At 44.3% G+C, this 21,957-nt stretch carries 19 protein-coding genes; 9 read left to right on the top strand and 10 right to left on the bottom strand.

From position 1 onward, the window contains the following. Positions 1-240 precede the first annotated feature (240 nt). On the top strand, positions 241-894 hold the full coding sequence (locus tag DRW07_RS05910) for a dUTP diphosphatase (protein ID WP_124026980.1): 654 nt from the start codon (positions 241-243) through the stop codon (positions 892-894). On the opposite strand, the gene DRW07_RS05905 is transcribed toward DRW07_RS05910, so the two are convergent. The 3 genes from DRW07_RS05905 to DRW07_RS05895 all read right to left on the bottom strand — a co-directional run bounded on the left by DRW07_RS05905 (position 891) and on the right by DRW07_RS05895 (position 7,325). Next, a complete protein-coding gene (locus DRW07_RS05905) occupies positions 891-1,262 on the bottom strand; it encodes a hypothetical protein (RefSeq protein WP_124026979.1) in 372 nt (123 codons plus the stop codon). The two genes, DRW07_RS05910 and DRW07_RS05905, sit on opposite strands and share 4 nt — an antisense overlap. A 221-nt stretch (positions 1,263-1,483) precedes the next feature. Then, the gene (locus DRW07_RS05900) at positions 1,484-3,151 is read right to left on the bottom strand and encodes an AMP-binding protein (RefSeq protein ID WP_124026978.1); all 1,668 of its coding nucleotides are present in this window, start codon (positions 3,149-3,151) and stop codon (positions 1,484-1,486) included. Between the two features lie 58 nt (positions 3,152-3,209). After that, positions 3,210-7,325, bottom strand: coding sequence for an EAL domain-containing protein (locus tag DRW07_RS05895; protein ID WP_165870419.1), 4,116 nt, complete (start codon positions 7,323-7,325; stop codon positions 3,210-3,212). 331 nt (positions 7,326-7,656) lie between these two features. Between DRW07_RS05895 and DRW07_RS05890 the strand changes: the two genes are divergently transcribed. Beyond that, the gene (locus tag DRW07_RS05890) at positions 7,657-8,379 is read left to right on the top strand and encodes a substrate-binding periplasmic protein (protein ID WP_124026976.1); all 723 of its coding nucleotides are present in this window, start codon (positions 7,657-7,659) and stop codon (positions 8,377-8,379) included. 427 nt (positions 8,380-8,806) lie between these two features. Then, complete coding sequence (locus DRW07_RS05885) at positions 8,807-9,646, top strand: class I SAM-dependent methyltransferase (RefSeq protein ID WP_124026975.1); 840 nt, start codon at positions 8,807-8,809, stop codon at positions 9,644-9,646. 175 nt (positions 9,647-9,821) lie between these two features. Here DRW07_RS05885 and DRW07_RS05880 read toward each other — a convergent pair whose 3' ends face one another. The 3 genes from DRW07_RS05880 to DRW07_RS05870 are packed head-to-tail and all read right to left on the bottom strand — an operon-like array spanning position 9,822 to position 13,793. Then, complete coding sequence (locus tag DRW07_RS05880; protein ID WP_240630521.1) at positions 9,822-11,231, bottom strand: ribonuclease J; 1,410 nt, start codon at positions 11,229-11,231, stop codon at positions 9,822-9,824. Positions 11,232-11,282: 51 nt separating this feature from the next. Then, positions 11,283-13,451 (bottom strand): S46 family peptidase, encoded by a 2,169-nt coding sequence (locus DRW07_RS05875; protein WP_124026974.1) that lies wholly within the window; start codon positions 13,449-13,451, stop codon positions 11,283-11,285. Between the two features lie 12 nt (positions 13,452-13,463). Next, positions 13,464-13,793: a DUF2750 domain-containing protein gene (locus DRW07_RS05870; RefSeq protein ID WP_124026973.1), complete on the bottom strand. Its 330-nt coding sequence runs from the start codon at positions 13,791-13,793 to the stop codon at positions 13,464-13,466. 157 nt (positions 13,794-13,950) lie between these two features. On the opposite strand from DRW07_RS05870, the gene DRW07_RS05865 reads away from it, so the two are divergent. Both DRW07_RS05865 and DRW07_RS05860 read left to right on the top strand, forming a co-directional pair. Beyond that, a complete protein-coding gene (locus DRW07_RS05865) occupies positions 13,951-14,601 on the top strand; it encodes a PRC-barrel domain-containing protein (RefSeq protein WP_124026972.1) in 651 nt (216 codons plus the stop codon). Positions 14,602-14,636: 35 nt separating this feature from the next. Next, positions 14,637-15,548: a LysR family transcriptional regulator gene (locus DRW07_RS05860; RefSeq protein ID WP_124026971.1), complete on the top strand. Its 912-nt coding sequence runs from the start codon at positions 14,637-14,639 to the stop codon at positions 15,546-15,548. Positions 15,549-15,562: 14 nt separating this feature from the next. Here DRW07_RS05860 and DRW07_RS05855 read toward each other — a convergent pair whose 3' ends face one another. Beyond that, a complete protein-coding gene (locus DRW07_RS05855; protein ID WP_124026970.1) occupies positions 15,563-16,021 on the bottom strand; it encodes an NfeD family protein in 459 nt (152 codons plus the stop codon). Beyond that, positions 16,021-16,959 carry an SPFH domain-containing protein gene (locus DRW07_RS05850; protein WP_124026969.1) on the bottom strand — a complete coding sequence of 313 codons (939 nt, stop codon included), beginning with the start codon at positions 16,957-16,959 and terminating at the stop codon, positions 16,021-16,023. The genes DRW07_RS05855 and DRW07_RS05850 overlap by 1 nt, the downstream gene beginning before the upstream one ends. 238 nt (positions 16,960-17,197) lie before the next feature. Here DRW07_RS05850 and DRW07_RS05845 point away from each other — a divergent pair, with 238 nt between their 5' ends. Both DRW07_RS05845 and DRW07_RS05840 read left to right on the top strand, forming a co-directional pair. Further along, entirely contained in the window at positions 17,198-17,500 is a 303-nt protein-coding gene (locus tag DRW07_RS05845; RefSeq protein WP_124026968.1) for a hypothetical protein, read from the top strand. A 77-nt stretch (positions 17,501-17,577) separates the two neighbouring features. Beyond that, complete coding sequence (locus DRW07_RS05840; protein ID WP_124026967.1) at positions 17,578-18,330, top strand: MBL fold metallo-hydrolase; 753 nt, start codon at positions 17,578-17,580, stop codon at positions 18,328-18,330. Positions 18,331-18,342: 12 nt separating this feature from the next. On the opposite strand, the gene DRW07_RS05835 is transcribed toward DRW07_RS05840, so the two are convergent. Continuing rightward, on the bottom strand, positions 18,343-18,882 hold the full coding sequence (locus tag DRW07_RS05835) for an acyloxyacyl hydrolase (protein WP_124027554.1): 540 nt from the start codon (positions 18,880-18,882) through the stop codon (positions 18,343-18,345). Between the two features lie 234 nt (positions 18,883-19,116). Here DRW07_RS05835 and DRW07_RS05830 point away from each other — a divergent pair, with 234 nt between their 5' ends. Further along, the gene (locus tag DRW07_RS05830; RefSeq protein ID WP_240630519.1) at positions 19,117-19,722 is read left to right on the top strand and encodes an IMPACT family protein; all 606 of its coding nucleotides are present in this window, start codon (positions 19,117-19,119) and stop codon (positions 19,720-19,722) included. Here DRW07_RS05830 and DRW07_RS05825 read toward each other — a convergent pair. Continuing rightward, on the bottom strand, positions 19,710-20,753 hold the full coding sequence (locus DRW07_RS05825; RefSeq protein ID WP_165870418.1) for a hypothetical protein: 1,044 nt from the start codon (positions 20,751-20,753) through the stop codon (positions 19,710-19,712). The two genes, DRW07_RS05830 and DRW07_RS05825, sit on opposite strands and share 13 nt — an antisense overlap. Before the next feature lie 98 nt (positions 20,754-20,851). Between DRW07_RS05825 and DRW07_RS05820 the strand changes: the two genes are divergently transcribed. After that, positions 20,852-21,886 carry a low temperature requirement protein A gene (locus DRW07_RS05820; RefSeq protein ID WP_124026965.1) on the top strand — a complete coding sequence of 345 codons (1,035 nt, stop codon included), beginning with the start codon at positions 20,852-20,854 and terminating at the stop codon, positions 21,884-21,886. The last annotated feature ends 71 nt before the right edge of the window (positions 21,887-21,957 follow it).

Genomic DNA, 21,957 nt, shown 5'->3' with positions numbered 1-21,957 from the left:
TACATACTCCGCCAGACGCGCACCCGATTCGCGACTGCTGTGATGCGGTGTATGACACTCAACATATTTAACAAAGCATCATTAATGCCAAAGTTAAAAACCATTAAATATCATAAGGTTAAAATCCACCAAGGGGTTAAAACAGAAATTAACAGCCTGTTTTTGGTGCAAGTGCACTGGTTTTGCGCACAGTCAGTGGTTTGGGTACAATCCAAGCTTCCCACTGTATGAGAATTTTATATGTTATCCAAAACGCAGCTCGGCACTATGCTCGCCTTACAAAACAATATGAACGTAAAAGTTAACCCTGAATGGCTAACCGCGGGTTATGGCTACCTCAGAGCTGCTATGGTTGAGTCTGTCGAGGCTATTGAACACCATGGATGGAAATGGTGGAAAGCACAAGAAAAGGACCTGCCGCAACTGCAAATGGAGATGATAGATATTTGGCACTTTGCCCTGTCAGATTATCTTATCAAACACCAAGGCGATGCCGATAAAGCGTCCGAAACCATCCTCAATGAAATTAGTCTGTCGCAGGCCGGTGTACGTTTTGATGATTCGATTTATACGCCAGAGTCTTTGGGGCTACTGGAAAATTTACAACTTATGACTGGCCTAAGTGCGGCAAATCGGTTTAGCGCGTTTCTTTTTATGCATATCTGCCAACAATGCGACTTGTCTGGCGATGAACTATACCGCCAGTATGTTGGCAAAAACGTACTAAACTTTTTTCGACAAGATCACGGCTACAAAACGGGTGAGTATGTAAAGATATGGCATGGAGAAGAAGATAATGAGCATTTAATGAAGGTACTAAATGCTCTGGATATCAATGCCAGTAACTATGCTGAGCAGGTTTATGATGGTCTTAAGGTCCGTTACCCTGGCTAATTATATTTTTCAGCTTCACGCTCCAGCTTTTTACAGGCTGGAGTCGCCGAGTTTTCGGGCTCTTTAAAATCATTGCACGACAAAGCCGCTAACGACTCAACACACTCTGTAGCCAAGTCTGTTAACTTGGCATTGCCCATGGACTGCTCAATGGTATCGGGCGTGAACTTAGTACACATTTTTACCAGCACCCCCTCTACCATGGCCTTCATTTCAGGAGGTAACCCCTGCTCTTTTGCCATTTCTTGAAATGTACATTCTTTCACTTTTTCGCATAACTTATTGGAGGCATCTTTTAGCGGGTCAGCGGCCACTTGACATGTCATTACAAGTGGGAAAAAGGCGAAATGAGATAATTTGATTTTCATAGATAACGCATCCTTGTGATTGATTACAATTTATACTAACACTATCCAAAGTCTAACTGCCACAAGGTTTTTCTTACCGTTTTTTGACAATATAATTTTAAAGGAATGTCTCATTGATTGTTTGATATTGCTATAAGCTTAAAGAGAGAAGTAGCTAGCCCGCCCTTTTTGAAAGGACGGGCGCTGAGCTAACAGCCGGTGTAACCGCCAATCCAGGTCAATTAAGATTTCCAAATGACTTTATCTGTGTACCTTGCTTCTATGGTCGATTTGAGTTTCTCTTCCAAGATGTGTCTGCGCACCTTGAGCGTAGGCGTTAGCATATTATTTTCCGGTGTCCAAGGCTCATCGCATACAATAACCCGATCTAACTTTTGGTGACTCTCCAGTGTGCCGTTAATGGCTCCCAGCAATTCACTCAGCTCAGCAGTTATTTGCCCCCTGTCCTGCTTGGCTGCTTCTTCAGATAACACAACCAAAGCGACAGGCTGCGGCAGGCTACTACCCGTCACACACACCTGCTCTACGATAGGGTTAGCCATAAACTTAGATTCAATGGGTGCCGGAGTGACATATTTTCCCTTTGATGTTTTGAAGATATCTTTTAATCGGCCGGTAATTCGAACGTAGCCATCAGCATCAATCTCCCCCTTGTCACCCGTGCGCAAATAGCCATCATCGGTGAATACTTCGGCGGTTTTTTCAGGCTCAAGATAATACTCACGCATATTGCAAGGCCCTTTTACCTGAATTTCCCCTTCGTCCGAAATTCGTAAATCAACACCGGGGTGCACCTTGCCTATTGCGCCTACCTTATCAATTCTAAAGGGCACACAGGTTGTGCCATAGGCACAATTCTCAGTCATGCCCCACCCCTCAGAAATACTAATACCCAAGCGATGAAACCAGGTAATCAGTGCTGGCGGAAGTGGTGCGGAGCCACTACCAAAAAGACGCGTTTCATTTAAACCCAAACCGGTTCTGATTTTTTTACTGATAAGCCCTTTCACAATGGGAATACTTAGTAAAAGATTCAGTTTCTTCTGTGGTAGTTTAGCTAAAATACCCATTTGAAACTTAGTCCACAATCTGGGCACAGAAACAAACAAAGTTGGCCGGCATGTTTGTACATCGCGCTGGAACGTATCCAGAGACTCGACAAACCACAATTCAAAACCCGCGTAGAAACTGCACAGCTCGATCAGCACACGCTCTGTAATATGTGCTAGCGGCAGGTAACTCATCACGCGATCATCTGGTGTCGCTTCCAACACATGAACAGCATTTTTCGCAGCCCAACAAATGCTGCTAAACGTATGCACCACACCCTTAGGTTGGCCTGTACTGCCCGAGGTGTAAATAATGGTGGCTACAGCATTGAGGTCGGGTACTGGCGATTCTGCATAAGGTTCAATGTCGATAAACGCGTCCCAACTTTGCGAAGCAGGGATATCGGGATAGGGATACGCTACTGTGGGAATATGTTCAGGAATAGCCGACACCTGAGTTTGGGTGTCATCTAATTTCCCAACAAACATCAACTGAATGTCAGCATGCTCGGACACATAACGAATGGTGTCTTTACCCGCTGTTGCAAAAATCGGCACGCTGACATGACCTGCCAACATGATGGCTATGTCCGTCATGAACCACTCAGCACAGTTTTTGGACAAGACACCAATACGGCTTCCTTCAGGAAACCCTTTACTCTTCAGTGCTGCTGCCAGCCGCCGTACCCTGTCTGCAAAGTCGCTCCAGGTATATGTTTTAATATGTCCGTCAACGGGTTGATTGAGATAAGGTTTAGTGGGCGTTTCTTTTTCCCATTTGTAAAATAGTTCAAGAGCGGTTGGAATTTGCATGTCTTTTGCGTGTGTGGTTAAAGGCATCTTGACTCCTTGTTTACTTTTCTTTTACATACGAGTCAAGTGCTATAAACAGCTCACATTATTCACCAAAGCTAAACTCTTGTTTCAAAAGCGAAGGTACTAAAGCGGGTTGTACCGGCTTAGAGAAATAATAACCTTGTAAATCCTGACAACCAAAGGCTTGCAACGACGCTGCTTGCTCTTCAGTTTCAACCCCTTCGGCAATGACCTGCATACCCAAACTGCGGGCCATTTTGACCGTGGCGTTTATCAAAGCTTCACTACGGGTGTTCTGACCAATATCATCAGTAAAACTTTTATCGATTTTTAACCCTTGCAGTGTAAAGGTACGCAAATAGCTTAAACTAGAGTAACCGGTCCCAAAGTCATCCAACATGATTTCAAAACCTTGGTTATTGCACGCTTGTATGGTTTCAAGCGTGCGTTTTTCATCTTCGATAAGAATGTTTTCAGTTACTTCAAAACGTATAGCAGAAGCAGGTAAATCATGTTCTTTCAGCAATTCTTTTACTGAATCAAAGCGGTAACCTGAAACAAAATGCGAGGGCGACAGGTTAATAGAAATGTAACCCTTAAATCCCGCTTCGTACCATATAGTCAAATCGCTCACAGCACGAATAATAGCCGCATGTGTTACTTCAACAATGAGCCTTAAATCTTCAAGCAAGGGAATGAAGTCATTGGGCATAAGTTGCTCGTCATCTACCTGTGCCCTTAACAACATTTCAAGCCCGTTTACTGAACCGGTTGTAGCATCAACAATCGGTTGATAGACGTTGTAAAAACCGTTGTTTTGATAGGCTTTTTTCACCGCATTTTCAAGTCGCAAGCGTTGATTGGCATTTTCATTTAGGCTACGGGTAAAAAATTGAAACGCATTGAGCTGACTCTTTTTCGCTGCGTACATAGCAACATCGGCATTGCGCAGTAACTCCGACGCTGAGTCACCATCTCCCGGATATAAAGTTGCACCTATGCTGCAAGAAAGCATGAGGACTTCGTTGTCGATTGAAACTGGCATTTCAATGGTTTCAATGAGCTCTCTGGAGAAAGAGGCAACATAGTTGTCATCGGCTAAATCTTCTATGACAATAACAAACTCGTCGCCTCCAAGCCTCGCGACGGTATCAGACGGTGTGGCCAAATTTCGCATTCTGGTAGCAATAACGCGCAACAACTTGTCACCTATTTCATGACCCAGTGTGTCATTAACGCCCTTAAACCGATCAAGGTCGATAAAGAGTACAGCCATTTTTGAACCTTGCGCTCTGGCATTGGCCATAGCGTGATCGAGCCGGTCTGCCAGCAAGCTTCGATTGACAAGGCCCGTCAGACCATCATAGCTCGCAATACGTTGCAATTTGCGCTCTGCACGCTTTTGCTCAGTGATATCAGAAATAACGACCAAATAGTGACTAATAAGCTGTTCCTGAATATCCGTCACTGCGGTTACATCGGCAATAACATCAAACTCCCGCCCACCTGGCAACGACCAGGTTTGTTCTGTTTGGTAGTGCTCGCCCGCAGTCACATTTTTAAGCTTGTCTATTACCTTAGCTTGAAAAACGGGCACAGATTCAGCAAACACACTGACCTGTTCAACATCGCTCAACTCAGGCCGCAGGCCGTAATTCGCCACGAATACCGGGTTAGCGGCAATGGGAATTAGATCCTTTGAAAAAATGACCACGGCATCACGGGTTTGCTTAAACGCCTCACCAAACAGACGGTTCTGCGCCTCTGCCATATTCAACTGTTTACGACTAAACGCCCTTTGAAGTAAAAACAGTGTTAATAACAGTACAGCCATTAACACATACAAACCGTAGGCGATGGGTGAACGAAACGGTGGATAAGGGACCGAAATACTGACCGTTTTTGGCAACACATCGACAGTATTAAACAACGAGTTTTGTTGCACCGTTAGCTGATATTCGCCAGGGGGTAATAAGGCAAAGTCAATAATGCCATTTGTTACTAGGCCCCGTGTGACGATGTTGTTAGATTCTCTGAGTATGTATTCCAGTGACAGGTCAGTGGCTAGGTCGGTTCTCAGGGTTGACCATACTAAACGGAGACCGGCATCATCGTGGGCTAGTGAGATACTCTGACTGATTGCGTCATACACGTCGACTGCCGTTTCGCGAGTAGACAAACTTAGCTGTGTTAGTTCCGGCTCAACCACCTGGTCGTACTTTTGGCTTAAGGCAGAGTTCACTTTTTCGGGATCAAATATAACAATCCCTCTGGGTGAACCAAAGGCCATTCTGCCATCGGAGAGCACAATCGCGGCCCCTTCGTTAAACTCGGCGACAGGGATCTCGTGACCATATCTAAAATTGGTTAGCCGCTGTTCCTTGGCCGTTAACCTATGTAACCCTTGATTAGATGAAAACCAAATATTGTCGCGACTGTCTGTTAACAGGCCGTACACGATAGAAGACGGCAAACCATTTTGTCGGGTAACATGAGATTTTTCTTCAAACGTAACCGGGTCGAGTTCAACCAGCCCGTAGCCGGCATAGGCTATCCATAACGACGTTGACGTGAAGGTATATGACGACGGCGTAACGTTACCCGTCGCATGGTCAGTACTCAGCTCATGCAAAAGAGAAATAGAAAAGTTCGACTTATCGACTCTCCACAGGCTGCCTCGGCCATTAAATAGCATATCACCGCCTAGCTGAGGCTCCTCGCCAAGAAACGTTTCCGATTCGGACTTCCTAACACCATATTCTTCATGCGACAACATATCTACCGCGCCCGTTCTAGGGTCAAAGCGGTACAGTGTTGAGCCCATAAAATAAGCGCGCTCTTCACTATCAATACCCAACCCGTACAGATAGTTCTCTATGTCATAGGCCTCTTTAACCGCTTTAGTGAGTAAAGGAGACTCCGTTGCGGTCTTAACGTTAAACACCGACATGCCAGTAGGCTTTTCGATCAGCAACCGGTTACCCGATAAAACCTCTATATCCAGAATATTGGCGTCACCGTAAGACACGTTCGCCTCGGTGACCAGAAAATGCTCGCTCTGTGATGTAGCCAAATTAAGCCGAGTCAAGCCGCCGTCTGTGCCAACCCATAGCCCATTATTAGGCGCCTCTGCCAATGCCCACACCATATTGTCGGCCAATGGAGCCTCTTGTTGGTCTTGCGCCAAGGTGTTTTGAATAATGTCAAACAACAAACTGTCAGGCTGCCAAAAAAGCGCACCTTTATCGTCGGTTCCAAGCCAAACATTCCCTACCGCATCCTCCGATATGGCATAGATGTGTTTTTTTGACGTTTTTACCAAACTGACTTGCGGCCGCAATACATGCCTGACTTCACCAGACGCATAAGCAAATAGACCATCATCAGTGGCAATCCAAAAGTCCGTTTCTCCGCGAACATTTGTAGCCGTTGTAAATGCCCATATGTTGCGATCGGGTAATACTGCTGTTGCGGGCGCTGCTAATGTGCATAATTCGGTATCGCACAGCAACGAAGATTTTTGTGTTTTGTATAAACCTCTTGCCGTTCCGATGAAAATATTGCCCTGCTTATCGATATGAAAACTCTTTACCACCGCTGAGAAAGACGAGGCATCCGACGCAGGTAAGAACGTCACTTTTGATACAGCAAAACTTTCATTTTGCGCTATACCGACATAAAGACCTTTACTGGTGCCGATATACAAGGTGTCGTCTTTCAGAGTTGCATTGCGAATAACGGTATCGTCATCAACTGCGACAGGCACAAGGTCAAACAGCTCACGTTTTGCGCCAGTGGCTTTGTTGAGTAAAAACACGGTTTCGTGGGTAGCAATGAGTAAATGTTGCCTATCTACAGGCTCAATAGCGACAACAATTTGCATGGCTTCCTCGAAGTCATGGTAAGGCCTGATATCAACCAGAGACACAGCATGGGTGCTTTTGTTAAACCTCAACAGCCCATTTAACTCAGTGCCAATCCAAACATGGTCCTGATCGGCATACAATCGGGTGACATAGACATTTTGCAGATCAATGTTACCGCTTGCTGCGTTTGGAGCGATAAGTGTATTCCCGTCCCACACCTGAATGCCTGATTGGGTACCAAACCACATTCTGCCAGAAGGATCTTTTGCGATAGCAAAAACCGAATCTTGATTGAGTCCGTTCTGAGTAGAAAGCTGAAAAAACTGCGGCAAGGGCTGGAGCACCGCATGAGTTGGAAAGCCAACTGGTATGAGTGCAAACAGACAAATTGATAGGAGATAAATCCGCATAGTTTTTAAAGTATATCAATTTGTTACTGTTTGTGTATCGCTGTTTACTGTTTTTTAAGCGATTGTCGTTAAAGAGTTAAATTGCGTATTTTGATACGTACCCAGCTCCATCTTCTCATCAATAGGCACTGGTGATTTATTGTGATGACAGTCCAATAAATAGATGTTACATCAAGACGTTCTGCCGCTTAATTTGTGAAATGTGCTTATTATGCTATTGTTTTTTAAATCATAAAAATCATTCGGGCTTACCTTGAGAATATTCGTTTTTGCCGTGTTCGTGATGTGCACTAACGCTTTAGCAAACGCGAGCGGAGACGCGCAGCAGCCCACATTTTCTGTATGTACTGAGCTTTCTGAACACGCCGATGTGAATAACGTAATTAACGGCTCTACTACGGATCAAGTCATTCATGCCGGCAAGCGCGCAGGTATACGCTTTACTATCCAATATCATACTTGGAACCGCTGTTTGCAACTGGCCCAGAATAACCACATTGACGCCATCTATGCCCTATTCTGGACATCAGAGCGGGCAACCTTTCTAACCTTTCCTAAGGGTAGTGAGCTTAGCAACAATGCATCCAGACTACGCCAGACGCGTTTTTTCTTTTATGAAAATATTGACAGACCTTTGGATCTTAAAAATCTTGAGTTTGGTATAGGCGCGCCACTTGGCTATGTTGCTCGTGACTATCTTGAGAAACAAGGCTGGTTATCACCGATCGATTACAGCATAAAAGAGGGCTTCGCCATGTTAGGCAAGCGCAAGCTTGACGCCTACCTAATTGCCGAGGAAATGGGCGACAACGCGATAAAGAGTTTAGGGCTGCAAAGTATTTTGCGTAAAAAACAGCCCGCGTTTGTTGAAAAGGATATTCACATTGCCTTTACTCACGCTACTTATCAACAATATGCCAACCAGATTGAAGAGTTTTGGTCGGCACTTGAAGCAATTCGCGAGCAGTACCAATAATGCGGTAAAGAGCAGCAAAAGACCAAGACAAGACGTTCATCGATAGCGTTTTATGACTATTACTAACCGTTTAACAACAAGATAGGTATGTCGCGGATACACACTTCAGGCAAAGAGACTTAATACAAACCTGCGCTCAAAATGGGAAGTAAAAGAAGAAGCAATCCGTTACCTCGTTGCGTGCCCAATATTCGCTTGCAAGTCGGCTGCTACCAGCTTTGCTGCACGTCCTGCATTTTCCGTAATTCGGACGATAACGGTATAATGCACTTGTGTCTAATTCTGATTACTAAGATTCATATCTAGTTACAAAACAGTGGGCATCGAAGTTGGCCTGATGCTCGTTTTTCTGTAGCATCAACGGAGTGGGCGAGTCTAACCGCTCTTTCGTCAAAAATCTCATTCGTAAATCACAAGAAAGGACTCTGTGAAAACTACTGCCAAATCATTACTTCGAAAGTCACTAAGGCCAATTCTAAACACACCAAAGATACTGAAGCAGCAATGGGAATTTGTTAAGAGTGATATAGAGGTCAGCGGCCAAAAAATGTTACCTTCAAAACGCCTCGATTATATTGGCGGTGGAGACTTTAAAGCCATAGGTAACGAGTTTTTTCGGTACTTCACTGAGTTTGCAAACCTTCAAAAGACAGATCGTGTACTGGATATAGGTTGTGGTCTGGGCAGAATGGCAGTCCCTTTAACTAGCTATTTAACCAGGGATACCGAATATCACGGTGTAGACGTGGTACAAAAAGGCATTAAATGGTGCAATCAGAATATATCGTCTGAATTCCCAAACTTTTATTTTCATTTACTGGATGTAAAGAACCCTTTTTATCGTGAAAAGGGAGAATCAGCCGCGCAATACAAGCTTCCCTTTGCAGACAGTAGCTTTGATTTTATCTGTCTAAACTCGGTTTTTACACATATGCAAATTGAAGAAATGGAGAACTATCTTGGTGAAGTATCTAGACTACTTAAACCAAATGGAAAATGCCTGGTCACGTATTTCTTATTAAACCCGGAATCTGAAGCACTCATTAAAGCCGGTAAAGCAACGCATCAGTTTGCTTTTTGCAAGGGAGAGATGAAACTTCAAAACCCTAATGTACCCGAGGAGGCGGTCGCCTACAACGAATGCTATATCCTGAATCAGTTTAAAGAAGCAGGTCTAGAAATACGCTTTCCCATATATTACGGAAATTGGTGTAAAAGACAGAACTCCGTTGGGTATCAGGATAAAATAGTGGCGTATAAGCACTAATATCCGCGTTGATTTTTCGTGGTGTACAAAAGAAGCAAATTAATGAAAAATGCAGACAGATTAAATTGTAGCAACTTCATGATACCGCTTTATTCAAATAACGCGTCGCATGGCGTTAAGTGAGGCGTCTCATTATCGTGCTCACTCACTATTACGTTTATCTACTCGGATAAATTTAGCGATTAATCGCCCATCGCCCAACAGTCACTTTTTGTCTTTTAACTCCTGATTGCGGTGCCAACTCAAATAAGTCGCCGTTGATGCCAACCGACGTTTTTTTCACTCCCGCGTTTTTAGCGATCTCAGCATGTGCCCTGAGGTGCTGCAGCTCACCATGAGTCGGTATAACACGTTCTGGTCTAGTCCAGTGGTACAACTGGGTTAACTCTTCTTTGTTGGGATGTCCGCTGGCATGGATTGCTAAGGGGTAGTGCTCGGACATCAATACTTTTACCTCTTTTGCTTTTAGCTGACGTACCAGTTTTTCAACCGATTTTTCATTTCCAGGGATCACTATGCTACTGAAAATCACTGTATCACCTTTATCAAGTTCAAGGTCTTGGTGACTTTCTGAAGCTAACCGTGCCAATGCTGCCCTAGGCTCTCCTTGTGTACCGGTAGCTAATGCCAATACCTCTTCTGGTAGCAGGTATCCAGCATGCCTGTGGTCAATGATTTGTGCATCTTCTGGCCAGTAGCCTGTCGCCTTGGCATTGCTGTACATATTATGCAAAGACCGCCCTAGCAAGCACAGGTATCGCCCAGTTTCTGATGCGATTTTAGCCAAAGAAATCAACCTTGCGATATTACTGGCAAAGCAGCCTACCACCACACGCCCTGCCTGCCCCCGAACTGTCGCAAGCAGCCCCTCATAACAGTCCTGTTCAGAAAGCGAATAACCCGGCTTTGTCGCGTTTGTTGAATCTCCTACTACGGTGAGATTAGCCTCATGTTTAAGTGCTAGCAGTGCGGTATTGTCAAAAGGCTTTCCAACAATAGGGGCTGCATCTATTTTCCAATCGGCTGTATGCAGCACTGTTCCTACGGGTGTGCGGATGACCAGTGCACTAGGCTCTGGAATTGAATGTGTCATAGCCAACCAGCTCACATCAAAATGGCCGATTTGAAGCCGCCCATTGATAGGCACGGTTATCAACTCTACTTTATGCAATAACTGTCGTTCAGCCAACTTTCGTTGTGCAACTTGCACAGTAAAAGGTGTGGCATAAATGGGCGCTTTTACGTAAGGCCAAATGTCTGCAATTGCGCCTATATGATCCTCGTGGGCGTGCGTGATGACAATGCCAGCAACCGCTTCTTTTTGTTCAATGATAAACTGAGGATCAGCACACACTACTCTGTGCGTCGGCCCTTCCTCTTCGTTCTCTTGGCTATTTTTGTAGGAGGGAATTAGGGGTTCGTCAAAAGACACACCGCAATCTACCACAAGCCAGCTTCCGTTGTGGCCGTACAGGTTCATATTCATGCCAATCTCTCCCGTTCCGCCTAACGGAATATACCACAGTGTGTTGCTGTCCGGATTCAGAAACGTCTCTCCTGCATAAAAAAACCTCTGCACTTTCATACAGAGGTTATTTACGATTAGCTCATTGTTACTTTGCTTTTGGCTTGATACTTATTCAGGTTTGCCAACAATATCCATTTCTTCAAGCAAGTTTTGCGCGCCATCTACGTATTCCATTATCCACAACATATAACGCGAGTCGACGTGAATTGAACGGGTAGTCCGTGGGTCAAAGTCCCAATCTGAGTTGACACTTTCAATGGTGCCATCAAACAACAAGCCCACCAGCTCAGCATTCGCGTTTAATGTCGCTGAACCACTGTTACCGCCAGTAGAATCAAGGTCAGTCAAGAAGTTAACGGGTACGGTGCCCAACACTGGATCGGCATACGGACCATAAGCTTTTTGCTGAATGAGGTCCAACTGCTTTTGCGGTGCGTTAAATGGGGCACTGCCCATATCTTTTTGACTGATACCCTCTAGTCGAGTAAACGCCTCATAGATGAGTCCATCTTTAGGTGAACCACCCAATACAGAACCATAAGTTACCCGTAATGTGCTGTTTGCATCGGGATAAGCAATTGTGCCCTGTGACGCCTGCCAAGCAATAACGGCTTCCATGTAGTCTTTTTGAAGTGCAAGTATTTCGCCGTCTAGCGCTTTATCCTGGTCTTCAATTGCTTTTTCAGTGTCGTACAAGGCGACGGCCAGTTTGACAAACGGGTCGCTGCTATCATCAAATGTCTCCTTAGACGCTTTAAGTAATGCCAACCTTTGGTCGACATCCATTAACTGTGTCTGGCGATAGAAATCCTCGAGCTTTTGAGGCAACGATAGCGCATTGGAACTCGTGAGACCCAGTGCATTATCAAACGCTGCTACACGCTCTTCTTGTGGGCGTGACAGATACATCTCAATAAAGGCCATCCAAACGGCTTTATCTACAGTGGCATCAAAACGCCTGTCCAGACGCATCATTTGTTGTTCGCGCTGTGTACGGTCTCGGTCCTGATAGCCAAACTCGCGTTCTGCATCAGGTTTTTCCTGCTCTACCGCAAACTTATAAAGGGTTTGTGCAGTAGAAAGTAACTGTGAGCGCTTGGCCTGGACAAACCAAAACTGCTGCTTACTCAACTGCGCTTTTTGTTCACGCAATTCATCTAAACGCTCAATTGACTGCTGTAAATTGGCATATTTTGGTGTTTTGGCCAACCACTCAGACATGGCTTGTTGACGTTCAGCACGTCGCTCCACTAATCCAACGCGTTTAGCGCCTGAAATTTGTCCTTTGGTGTTTTTCAAAAAGTTATTTAGGCTAGCTAAATAGCTTTCGTACTTCACTCGCGCATCACTGCCCTGCGGCGCAGAAGATTCTATAATGCCAATCCAGTTTTCTACTAAATCTATGTAGTTTGGATACAGCCAATCGAAGACATAGCTCACCTGTGTTTGACGCGCATAACGGTTGGTACTGCCAGGATAACCCGCCACCATAACAAAATCGCCTTCTTGTAGTGGCGCAGCAGACACTTTAAGCACATGTGGAGGCTGATAAGGGACATTGTCTTCACTAAAATCTGCAGGCTTACCATCTGGCCCAACATAGGCACGATAAAAGGCAAAGTCACCGGTGTGACGTGGCCACATCCAGTTATCTATGTCGCCGCCATAACGGCCAATGGAATCAGCTGGTGAATAGGCGATACGGACGTCGCGAATTTCAAGTTGCTTGATGAGTTTGTACTCTTTTCCACCAAAAAAGGCAGGAACCTCACAGCGATGCCCTTCGTCCATTTCACATTCTGCAATCAAGGATTTTCGGTTTCTCTCTATGGCATCAAACCTGTCTTTACCGGTTAAGTTTGCCGTGCCATCCAATACCTGATTAGTAACATCTGAAAAGTCAGTCGTCACATACACATAGCTTCCTGGTGCCGCAGGAATTTCCTGTGCCGGTGTTTTGGCCAAAAAGCCCTCTTCCAAATAGTTATTTTCTGCCGAACTATTAAATTGAACTGATCCTCTAGCACAGTGGTGGTTAGTCACTACGAGTCCTTGGTCTGACACAAACGACCCCGTACAACCCGCCAAGTCCACAATCGCTCCCATAGGAAACGCTGTTAGTGAAGAAAGCATTGCAGGGTCAACCGCCAAGCCGGCCTGACGGAGCTCTTTTTCAATTTTAGGGAGTTGTTCAGGTGTGTACATGCCCTCCCCTGCATTGGCAAAGGGAACTGTCGCGCAGACTGCAAATAATGCAGCGATGGGCGTCTTTTTCATTATTATATTTTCCTATTTTGTTAGTGCTTCGGCGAACGCTTCAGGTGAGGTTACCACGCCTTCTTCCTGAAATTCTGATGGATTAAGCATGATCACTAGTTGATCTTGCATTAGCCCAACCGTCCATTTTTTAAGCCATGTCTCTACATTTATCGACAAAGGTTCACAGTGTGACCAGTCGTCACTTGTCCAAGCTACCGCTTGCTCCTGGCTTGACCAAACAGGTACACCGTCTTCTTCATCGGTGGTAAGCATCACGCAACCATCATCGTCCTTCAATATCCAGATAGCATCTTTTTCTCGCATTTGTGTAACAGTATGTATCGAATCGTTATCTAGCATGGAATACCTGTGTATATGAAAAGTCACGGTCCAAGAATAACGCGCCACTTGTACCAAGTACAAGAACGATAATTGCTTGAGGTTTGATCGGAGTCACTGCCTGATACTAAAAACTGACTACACTTACAAATGACACAGTAAGATAGGACGCCTCACAATGTTATCTTTTGTTAACCTGCAAAGTTATAGTCTTCACGCCACTAATGGGAATCTTGGTCACATAAAAGATTGTCTATTTGACGATCAGGATTTTGTCATTCGGTATTTTTTAGTCGATACCAGTAATTGGATTCCATTGTCTCAAAAAGTGCTTATCTCGCCCATTTCCATTAAGGATATCGATGAAGATGAGAAAGCCATAGACCTGACTCTTAGTCGTGAATTAGTCAAGGAAAGTCCTTCTATTGAAGAACATAAGCCGGTTTCTAGGGACTACGAAGAACTATTGTTCCAATTTTTTGGTTATGGGTATTACTGGATTGGTCCGGGAGCCTGGGGGGACTTCGCCCACCCCACAGAGTTGGTTGATCACCCAGTAGATGACGAGACTGAAAGTGAGGCGCAATCTGGTATTGTCAATCATATTCGGTCATGCAAAGAAATAATAGGATACGATGCCGTCGCCGACGGTAAGGTCATCGGTCAGATTCGGGATTTTATTTTTGATAAACGCACCTGGGCCATTCGCGAACTTATTATCAGTCAAAGTCAGTGGGTTGGTAGTGGAGACGAGCAGCATATCGATGTGCAAGATTGCAAAAGCATAGACTGGCCGTCTCACTGTGTAGAAATATCGTCTCAGGCCTGATACCTTACTGGCACGTTTCTATAGGCGATTTTTTCTTGTTAAAAGCAACACTTGAGCAGTGGCGAATGTTTAAAGCAGTGGTAGATGCTGGTGGTTTCAATCAGGCTGCTCAAGCAGTGCACAAAAGCCAGTCGAGTATCCACCATGCGGTACAAAAGCTGGAGCAGAGCTTGGGCGTTACTTTGTTTGAAAATCAGGGTCGACGCGTCAGCCTGACTTCGCAAGGTGAGGTATTATTGCGTCGAGCCACTTTTTTACTGGATGAAGCAGAAAAGTTAGAGCGGGTTGCTGAAAGTTTAAATGATCAAGCTGATGTACAGCTTCGGATAGCGGTTGATGAAATTTTCCCACCTGACTTACTGTATCAGGTACTCAATAAAACCTCTGAGGCCTTTCCTTTTCTTCGTATTGAGCTCATGGAGTCGATTCTCAATGGTGCCAATGAACTCTTGCAAAATGGCGAAGTGGACATGGCGATATCGGCTTATCCAATTAAAGATGGCTTTAATGAAGACTTATGCGACATTGAATTTGTTGCGGTTGCTCATCCAGACCATCCTTTGCATCAACAACAAAGGCCTGTCTCTTACCAAGACCTTAAACAATACCGACAAGTGGTTATAAGAGATTCTGCCAAACAGCAAAAAAAAGACGCAGGCTGGCTTGGTGCGGACCAAAGATGGACGGTGAGTCACTTGCGTACGTCTGTGGACATGATCAGCAAAGGTTTTGGGTATGCTTGGCTACCTGTACCCTTTGTTGAACCTTTAATGGAACGACAACTACTTAAACCTCTGTCAATGGAAAGTGGTCAAATACGGTCAGCATTGCTGTACCTAAATTTTAAAGATGCTGATACCCTAGGCCCGGCAGCGCGAGACTTTATCGGACAATTGCGTTATGCCTTACTCTCACTACCAAAAGCCGAAAACGTTTTAGGTAATTAAAGAAAAAGGGAGCGTTAATCGTCGACCGCTTTTACTTTCCATTGCCCTACTTTAACTTCTATAGTCTCTACCTCAGTGCCTGCGGGAATCATTGAGTCGCTCACTACCTTCCACGTAATTCCGGAATAGGTTACCGAGCCAGGCTTAGTCGGTGACAAGGTCGAATCTAATTCAAAACGGTAACCAATCAAGTCACTTTGTGCTTGTTTGCGCTCTGTTTTGTTTTGCAGCGACTTCATGGGTTTCCATAGCACGATAGCCAGTAATGCACTCAAAACAGCCACACTGGTTGTTGCAGCCATTAGCGTAGGCGATATGCCATCAGCCATGACTAATACACCTGTAATCAGCAAACTCAAACCAAAGAAGGTCAACACAAATGTGCTTAACCCCAGCAATAGTATTTCTACGGCCAGAATGATTAATCCAGCAATAATCAGATAATTGGCAAGATTAGTTATTTCTGCGTCCATTAGCTCCCCTTGTTAAGCGTGTTGATGATGCTGGTCGCTTGCGCAACCAGTGATGCAGCATCCGTTTGCTGATCGGGAAGTAAAACAATAGATGATTCTTTGGCAATAGCTTGCTTTGCTTCAATGGCTTTGGTAGCCAAGTCTAATTGAATCGCTTTTTGCCCACCCTCAGTGTTAGCTTCCTGTCCTACTTTTAGCAAAGCTTCGGCCTGTGCTTCAGCAACCGCAATTATTGCTCTTGCCTCACCTTCTGCACGCAGTATTTTTTCTTCTTTATCTGCCTGGGCGGCCAAGACGACAGACTCTTTCTCACCTTCTGCGCGATTAATGGCGGCTTGTCTGTCACCTTCAGATTCAAGAATCTGCGCCCTTTTCACCCGCTCTGCTTTCATTTGTGCTTCCATAGCTTCCATCACTGAGTTGGGCGGGACTATATCTTTAATCTCGTATCTCAACACCTGGATACCCCAAGGCATGGCTGCATCATTGATTGCACTAACAATGTTAGTATTTAGTTGGTCACGCTCTTCGAACGTTTTGTCCAACTCCATTTTACCTAATTCAGAACGCATGGTCGTTTGTGCCAACTGTGTGACCGCAAATATATAATCATCAACACCGTACGTAGCTTTATATGGATCAAGTACTCGGAAATACAGGACGCCGTCTACGGACAAAGAGATATTGTCTTTTGTGATCGCGCTTTGTTCAGGTACATCTACAGCTTGCTCTTTAAGTGAACGGTCAGCTGAAACACTGTCGATAATGGGCAAAATGAAATTAAGGCCGGCTTCCTTCGTTGATTGATATTTTCCAAATCGCTCTATGATATATGCACGATTTTGTGGGACAAATTTTACCGACGTCTTCAGCAACACCAGTAAAAAAACTATGACAATAACTTCAACACTTAGCAGATATTCAAGCACCATTTCCATATCGATAACTCCTTTTTATTTACTAGGTTATCAACATAAACGCTTATGTCAGCTTAGGCAAGGCATGCTTTATTCCTGCCTATAATTTGTGAGCTGCATTTTTGATTAGATATTAGCTTGGTACGATAAGTAGTCATAAATATACCCCAGCTTCGGTGAATAACGTCTATGGTAAGACTGTGTTTGGTCTACCGAGAGTGTAATAATGAAAACGTTATTGTGTGTTCTATGCCTACTAATGAGCACTCACGCGACAGCAGGTTTTATCGTTGATGCAGAAGTGTTTGACAATAACAAGCTAATAGGAAAACCCCGACTGATTGTTGAGGCCAATGAAAAAGCCCGAGTGTTTTTAGATGGTGTTTACGACCTCACACTGATCGTTACGCCTAAACAAGCTAACGAGTTGGCTTTAACTACCCGAATTCTGATTGATGATCAGCGTTCTACACCAACGTTGGACGCGCATTTAGGCGAGCACTTTTCCGTGAAGCAAGGCAACCATAAATTTGTGTTTATTGTTCGTAAGACTGACGAATGAAAGAGAAACCATAACTGCTGATCCGACCAGACTAATTTGGTAAGCTAATCACTGAAGTAGGCTTATCGGATAGCAGTATGCACATTCACACCATTCAGGGGTATATCCAGAATATTTTTCTTGCAGAATATCAGCATACCCTCTTGCTGTTAGACGGTTGTGGGCGTGCGGATGTGAAAACCGTTGTCGATTTTATTACGACAACCCTTAACCGCCCGCTCAGTGATTTAAAACTTATTGTCGTGACGCATATGCATCCGGACCATGCTGGCGGCGCGCATAAATTAAGAGCAATAACTGGCGCGCAAATAGCCAGCCACCCCAAAGCTCCCGGCTGGTATGCTTCTTTACTTGGCAGAACTGCGCATATTGTCGACCTTGTACTCATGCACTGGGTTGCACATAGAATAGGCCGCAAGAAAAAGCCGGGTTGGTTTAATCCTATCTTGCAACCCGACTTTATACTTGAAGACGGACAAGCGTTACCCTTCTTTACAGACTGGGTAGCCTTGCATACGCCAGGTCATACTAACCATGATTTATCACTCTTCCACGCAGAGTCTGAAAACCTGTATGTCGCCGACCTGATTGTTAGAGTGAAAGGCAGGTATCACCCGCCTTATCCGGTCTACTACCCAAATCGATACAAAGACTCGCTAAAACGCTTGTTAACCCTAGGGCAGCCAACCTTGTTGTTTGCGCATGTTAAAGCCAGTCAGCTTACCTCAGACGATATCAATCAACTCATTGCAGTTGCTCCAAACGAGCCAAGTGACTATGTCAAAGCCATGAAAAGCAGAATAAAACGCGCTTTTAAGCGCGTAAATTAATCGCCGCATTAATTAATAGTGATACACGTAAGACACTGTTAGAAAGTCCATTCCTGGGTTTTTGTCATTGAGCCCACCGTTTGAATAATGCATATAGCGCAATGATGCGGCGTGTTCCAGTTCATCGCCAAATGCAAGTGTGAACCCCAACCTGTCTTCAAATTGATAGTGAGAGCCAATGTCTTTGCCTGCAAATCGTGTGTCTTCCACCAATGACAATCCTATACCAAATTCAATATCGAGGGGATATTTACCCGACAAGTCCATTAGATGCCAGGAAAACACTGGTGACAGGGCAATGGCGTAATTAGTCTCGTGCTGATTGTTCTCACCAAATTCCCAGAAATTAATACTCACTTCCCAATAGATGTCTACATCCCCCATTAGAAAGGCTTCTTTCAAATTGACTGTATAGGGTCGATAGGCTAAACGAACGCCAGATAAATCGCCTTCACCATGCAGATAGTCGATAGCAACAGCCTGACGGACGCCGTTATCGGCACTGCTTTTCCCACTATAAAGTACTGTTATAAAAATGATTAATATGACTATGTATTTCACCGTATCCAATTCCAATCAAATGACTTGATTGAGATATGGCGGCACTAAATCATTATTTAAAATAATATATTTATATTGAATTTATCACGAAATGGAATGTTTATAAAAATTAATTGTTGCAAGATGCATCAATGCAATACGCGTCGACCATTTTTGGTAAGATGAGCACAAGGTAAAGGGTTTGTTCTTTTTCAAACCTAACTCAGTAATCAAACAACGATAAAGATGATGTCTCAGTATTTCCTACCCAACGGTCATGCACGTGTGTCAATAGACGTGAAAAAAAGTGACTTTCACGCCTATGCCACGGAAGTCAGAGACAAAGAAAGCGCGGTTAATGTGCTTAAGGCAGAAAAGCAGCGTTACCCTTCTGCTAGACATCACTGTTGGGCCTATATTATTGGTCAGCCGATGCAGCCAGAGCACGCCAGTATGTCAGATGATGGAGAGCCTTCTGGCACTGCTGGCAAACCTATTTTGAACATTATTCAGCACCATAATATTGGTAATACTATAATTGTCGTTTCCCGTTATTTTGGCGGTATTAAGCTTGGTGCCGGTGGCTTGATAAGGGCATACGCGAATGCGGCGAAACAAGTTCTGACACAGCTTCCAACTACCTCATTCGTTCCTTTGTCTGAGGTTTACGCTGTAATGGAATTTAACAAAGAGCACAATTTCAGGCACATTGTCACTGGGCTTTCTGGTGAAATTGGCCACACACGCTACACAGATAAACTCACTATTAAAGCAACAATTCCCCAAAACAAGCTAAAAGCACTACTGCAAAAGTGCGCTGGACTGGGGATTAGTGTGGATCAAGGTGGATAGGGCTCATCGCTGTATCGGTGAATACAAGGCATAACATAAAACTCATAGCCCAGTTCATTGTCTGCTTCAGCCGCAACAAAAATACTGTTTTCGTCAATAGCAATAACCTTTTCATTTTCAGCTTGTTTACAGCTAGAGCTAGGATAAGTTTCGAAATTGTAGATAAATGCAGCAATCAGCCTATCAATAATGCGGTCATCCTGCTCTTCGGTTTCATTCTCAGGAATGGCTTCATCAGAAGTAGCTTGGTCTGCTTCATTTTTGTTCGCTTCAGCAACAGCAGCTTCAGCCTCTGCTAACAGTGCTTCTTTTTGCGCATTACGCGCTCGGTCTTTTGGCGTGGAGATAGAAAATATGGGTTCGCCATTTTCTCTGGCAGAGAACTGGTCGATATAAGGTTCTATCATGTCTGACATTGCCAACATCACTACCACCAATAAAACCAGTCTTGCAATCATTGAAGCAATCACAAAAACGCTGTCTTCCCAATGCGCTTTGATTTTTATCCTAACAATACGAAGCAGCAAGGTTAGCAGCAACCATAAATTGCCTATCAATAATAGCACTGAGGCAAACACTATGGTGGCAAAGAAAAACCAAATAGGTAAGGTGAGCATGAGGGTAAACGCGACGGAGAACGTTAGTATGGCAGGCTCTATGCCTGCAATACTGTTAACCTTTACGGCAGCGAGTGCAAGGGCAATATTGGCAACGCCTGCATATAGCAGCAAGAAGATGCCTTTTCCCAGCATTGAGTCCCATATTTTATGAATAACTCTAAATAATTCACGGCTAAAACCAATGCCTGCTATCAATGCAACAAGGCCTAACCTTTCATCGGGCAATTCGCCATTTTCGGAGCCAGTAAACAATAAAAAAAGCGCAACAAAATAACACCACTGAGAGGGCGTTAGGTGCTTAATTTTTTGCAAAAAACCAATGTTGCTTACCTTGCTTTTTACACGGTTTACTGTATTGCTAAGCTGATTTTTTGCGCTGGTGTAGTGCTGTTTAATTGAAATCATCGGCATTATACTTGCACGGCCCCTAGAGCTTGTAAAGTTATGAAATCACTCAGGTTAATATAAACTATACTTTGTAACTCTCTCACCAACCGCTACAATCCCCAATTAGCATTATTGCTATTTGGTTTGCATGGGCAGATTCCAGTGTTTTTAACTCTTTGTATGTCAGCACAGACATGAATCACCGGCTCATTATGTGCAGCCAAATCATCACTGCCATGATCATGGCCGCCGCAATACCGGCAATAGATGGCAAAGGATGGATGTATTTTGCGTTGGCATTTGCGGCTAATCGTTTAATCACTGCGTATTTGTACTATCGAACTGACAGGTTAGGAAGAGAAGAAACCAAGTTAGCGACCAAAGCCAGCCGCCATTTTTTCTTACTCAGTCTGTTGTTTTTTATCAGTGCCTTTTTACCTGCACCTTATGCTTATTGGTTATTCGGCTTTGGTATCGTAGCGATTCAATTGCAGTATATGTTGCCAAAAATTGGTTTGCTGGAATGCGAACGTTTCATACCCCGATTGGGACATATGGCTGAGCGATTCGCCCTGCTCCTTCTTATTGTAGTCGGTGAAGGTTTTTTTAAACTGGTTGTCACCTTGTCTGAAAAAGGCGTGTATTACGTGTCACCAGATGTGTTTATTAATTATGTATTTGGTGGCGTGTCAGTTTTCGTACTTTGCTGGATTTACTTTGACTTTGTAGGAAACGGAAAGCCAAAAGACAAGCGTAAACTGACTCTGGTTACCTGGTGGCTAGCGCATCTATTTCTAATGTTATTTGCGGTTATGATCGGCGTAGCCCTGTCAGGTGAAGTCAAAGTGGGGATTTGGGCCCCCTACCCCCTTTACTATGCCAACCTAGGGTGCCTTGGTCTAGCGGGTTATCTGACCTGTTTATGGTTTATTCAACAATCTATCGAAACTCGGGTTGCGCACAGATTTGCCACGCCGGGAATACGATTATTTGGAATTGTGCTGGCACTGGCTACCATACCAGTGATCCCCATAGTGCCCTCATTAATCGGTAATCTTTTGTGGGGAACCGCGCTAATTTCGCAAATTGTTATCCCGTTAACCAAGGGGTATATCACCTTATCAAAGGAAGAAAAGGCAGCCACTAGGCACGTTTAAACAGCGCAACAGTTTGTGTTATGGATTTTATCTTCAATCGTTGCAGGTTAATGTCAAACTACGCGCAGATT

Origin of the sequence: Paralteromonas sediminis, from assembly GCF_003820355.1 — a bacterium.
In the GTDB taxonomy this organism is placed as follows: domain Bacteria; phylum Pseudomonadota; class Gammaproteobacteria; order Enterobacterales; family Alteromonadaceae; genus Alteromonas_F; species Alteromonas_F sediminis.
This window is presented reverse-complemented; position numbering and strand designations above follow the sequence as displayed.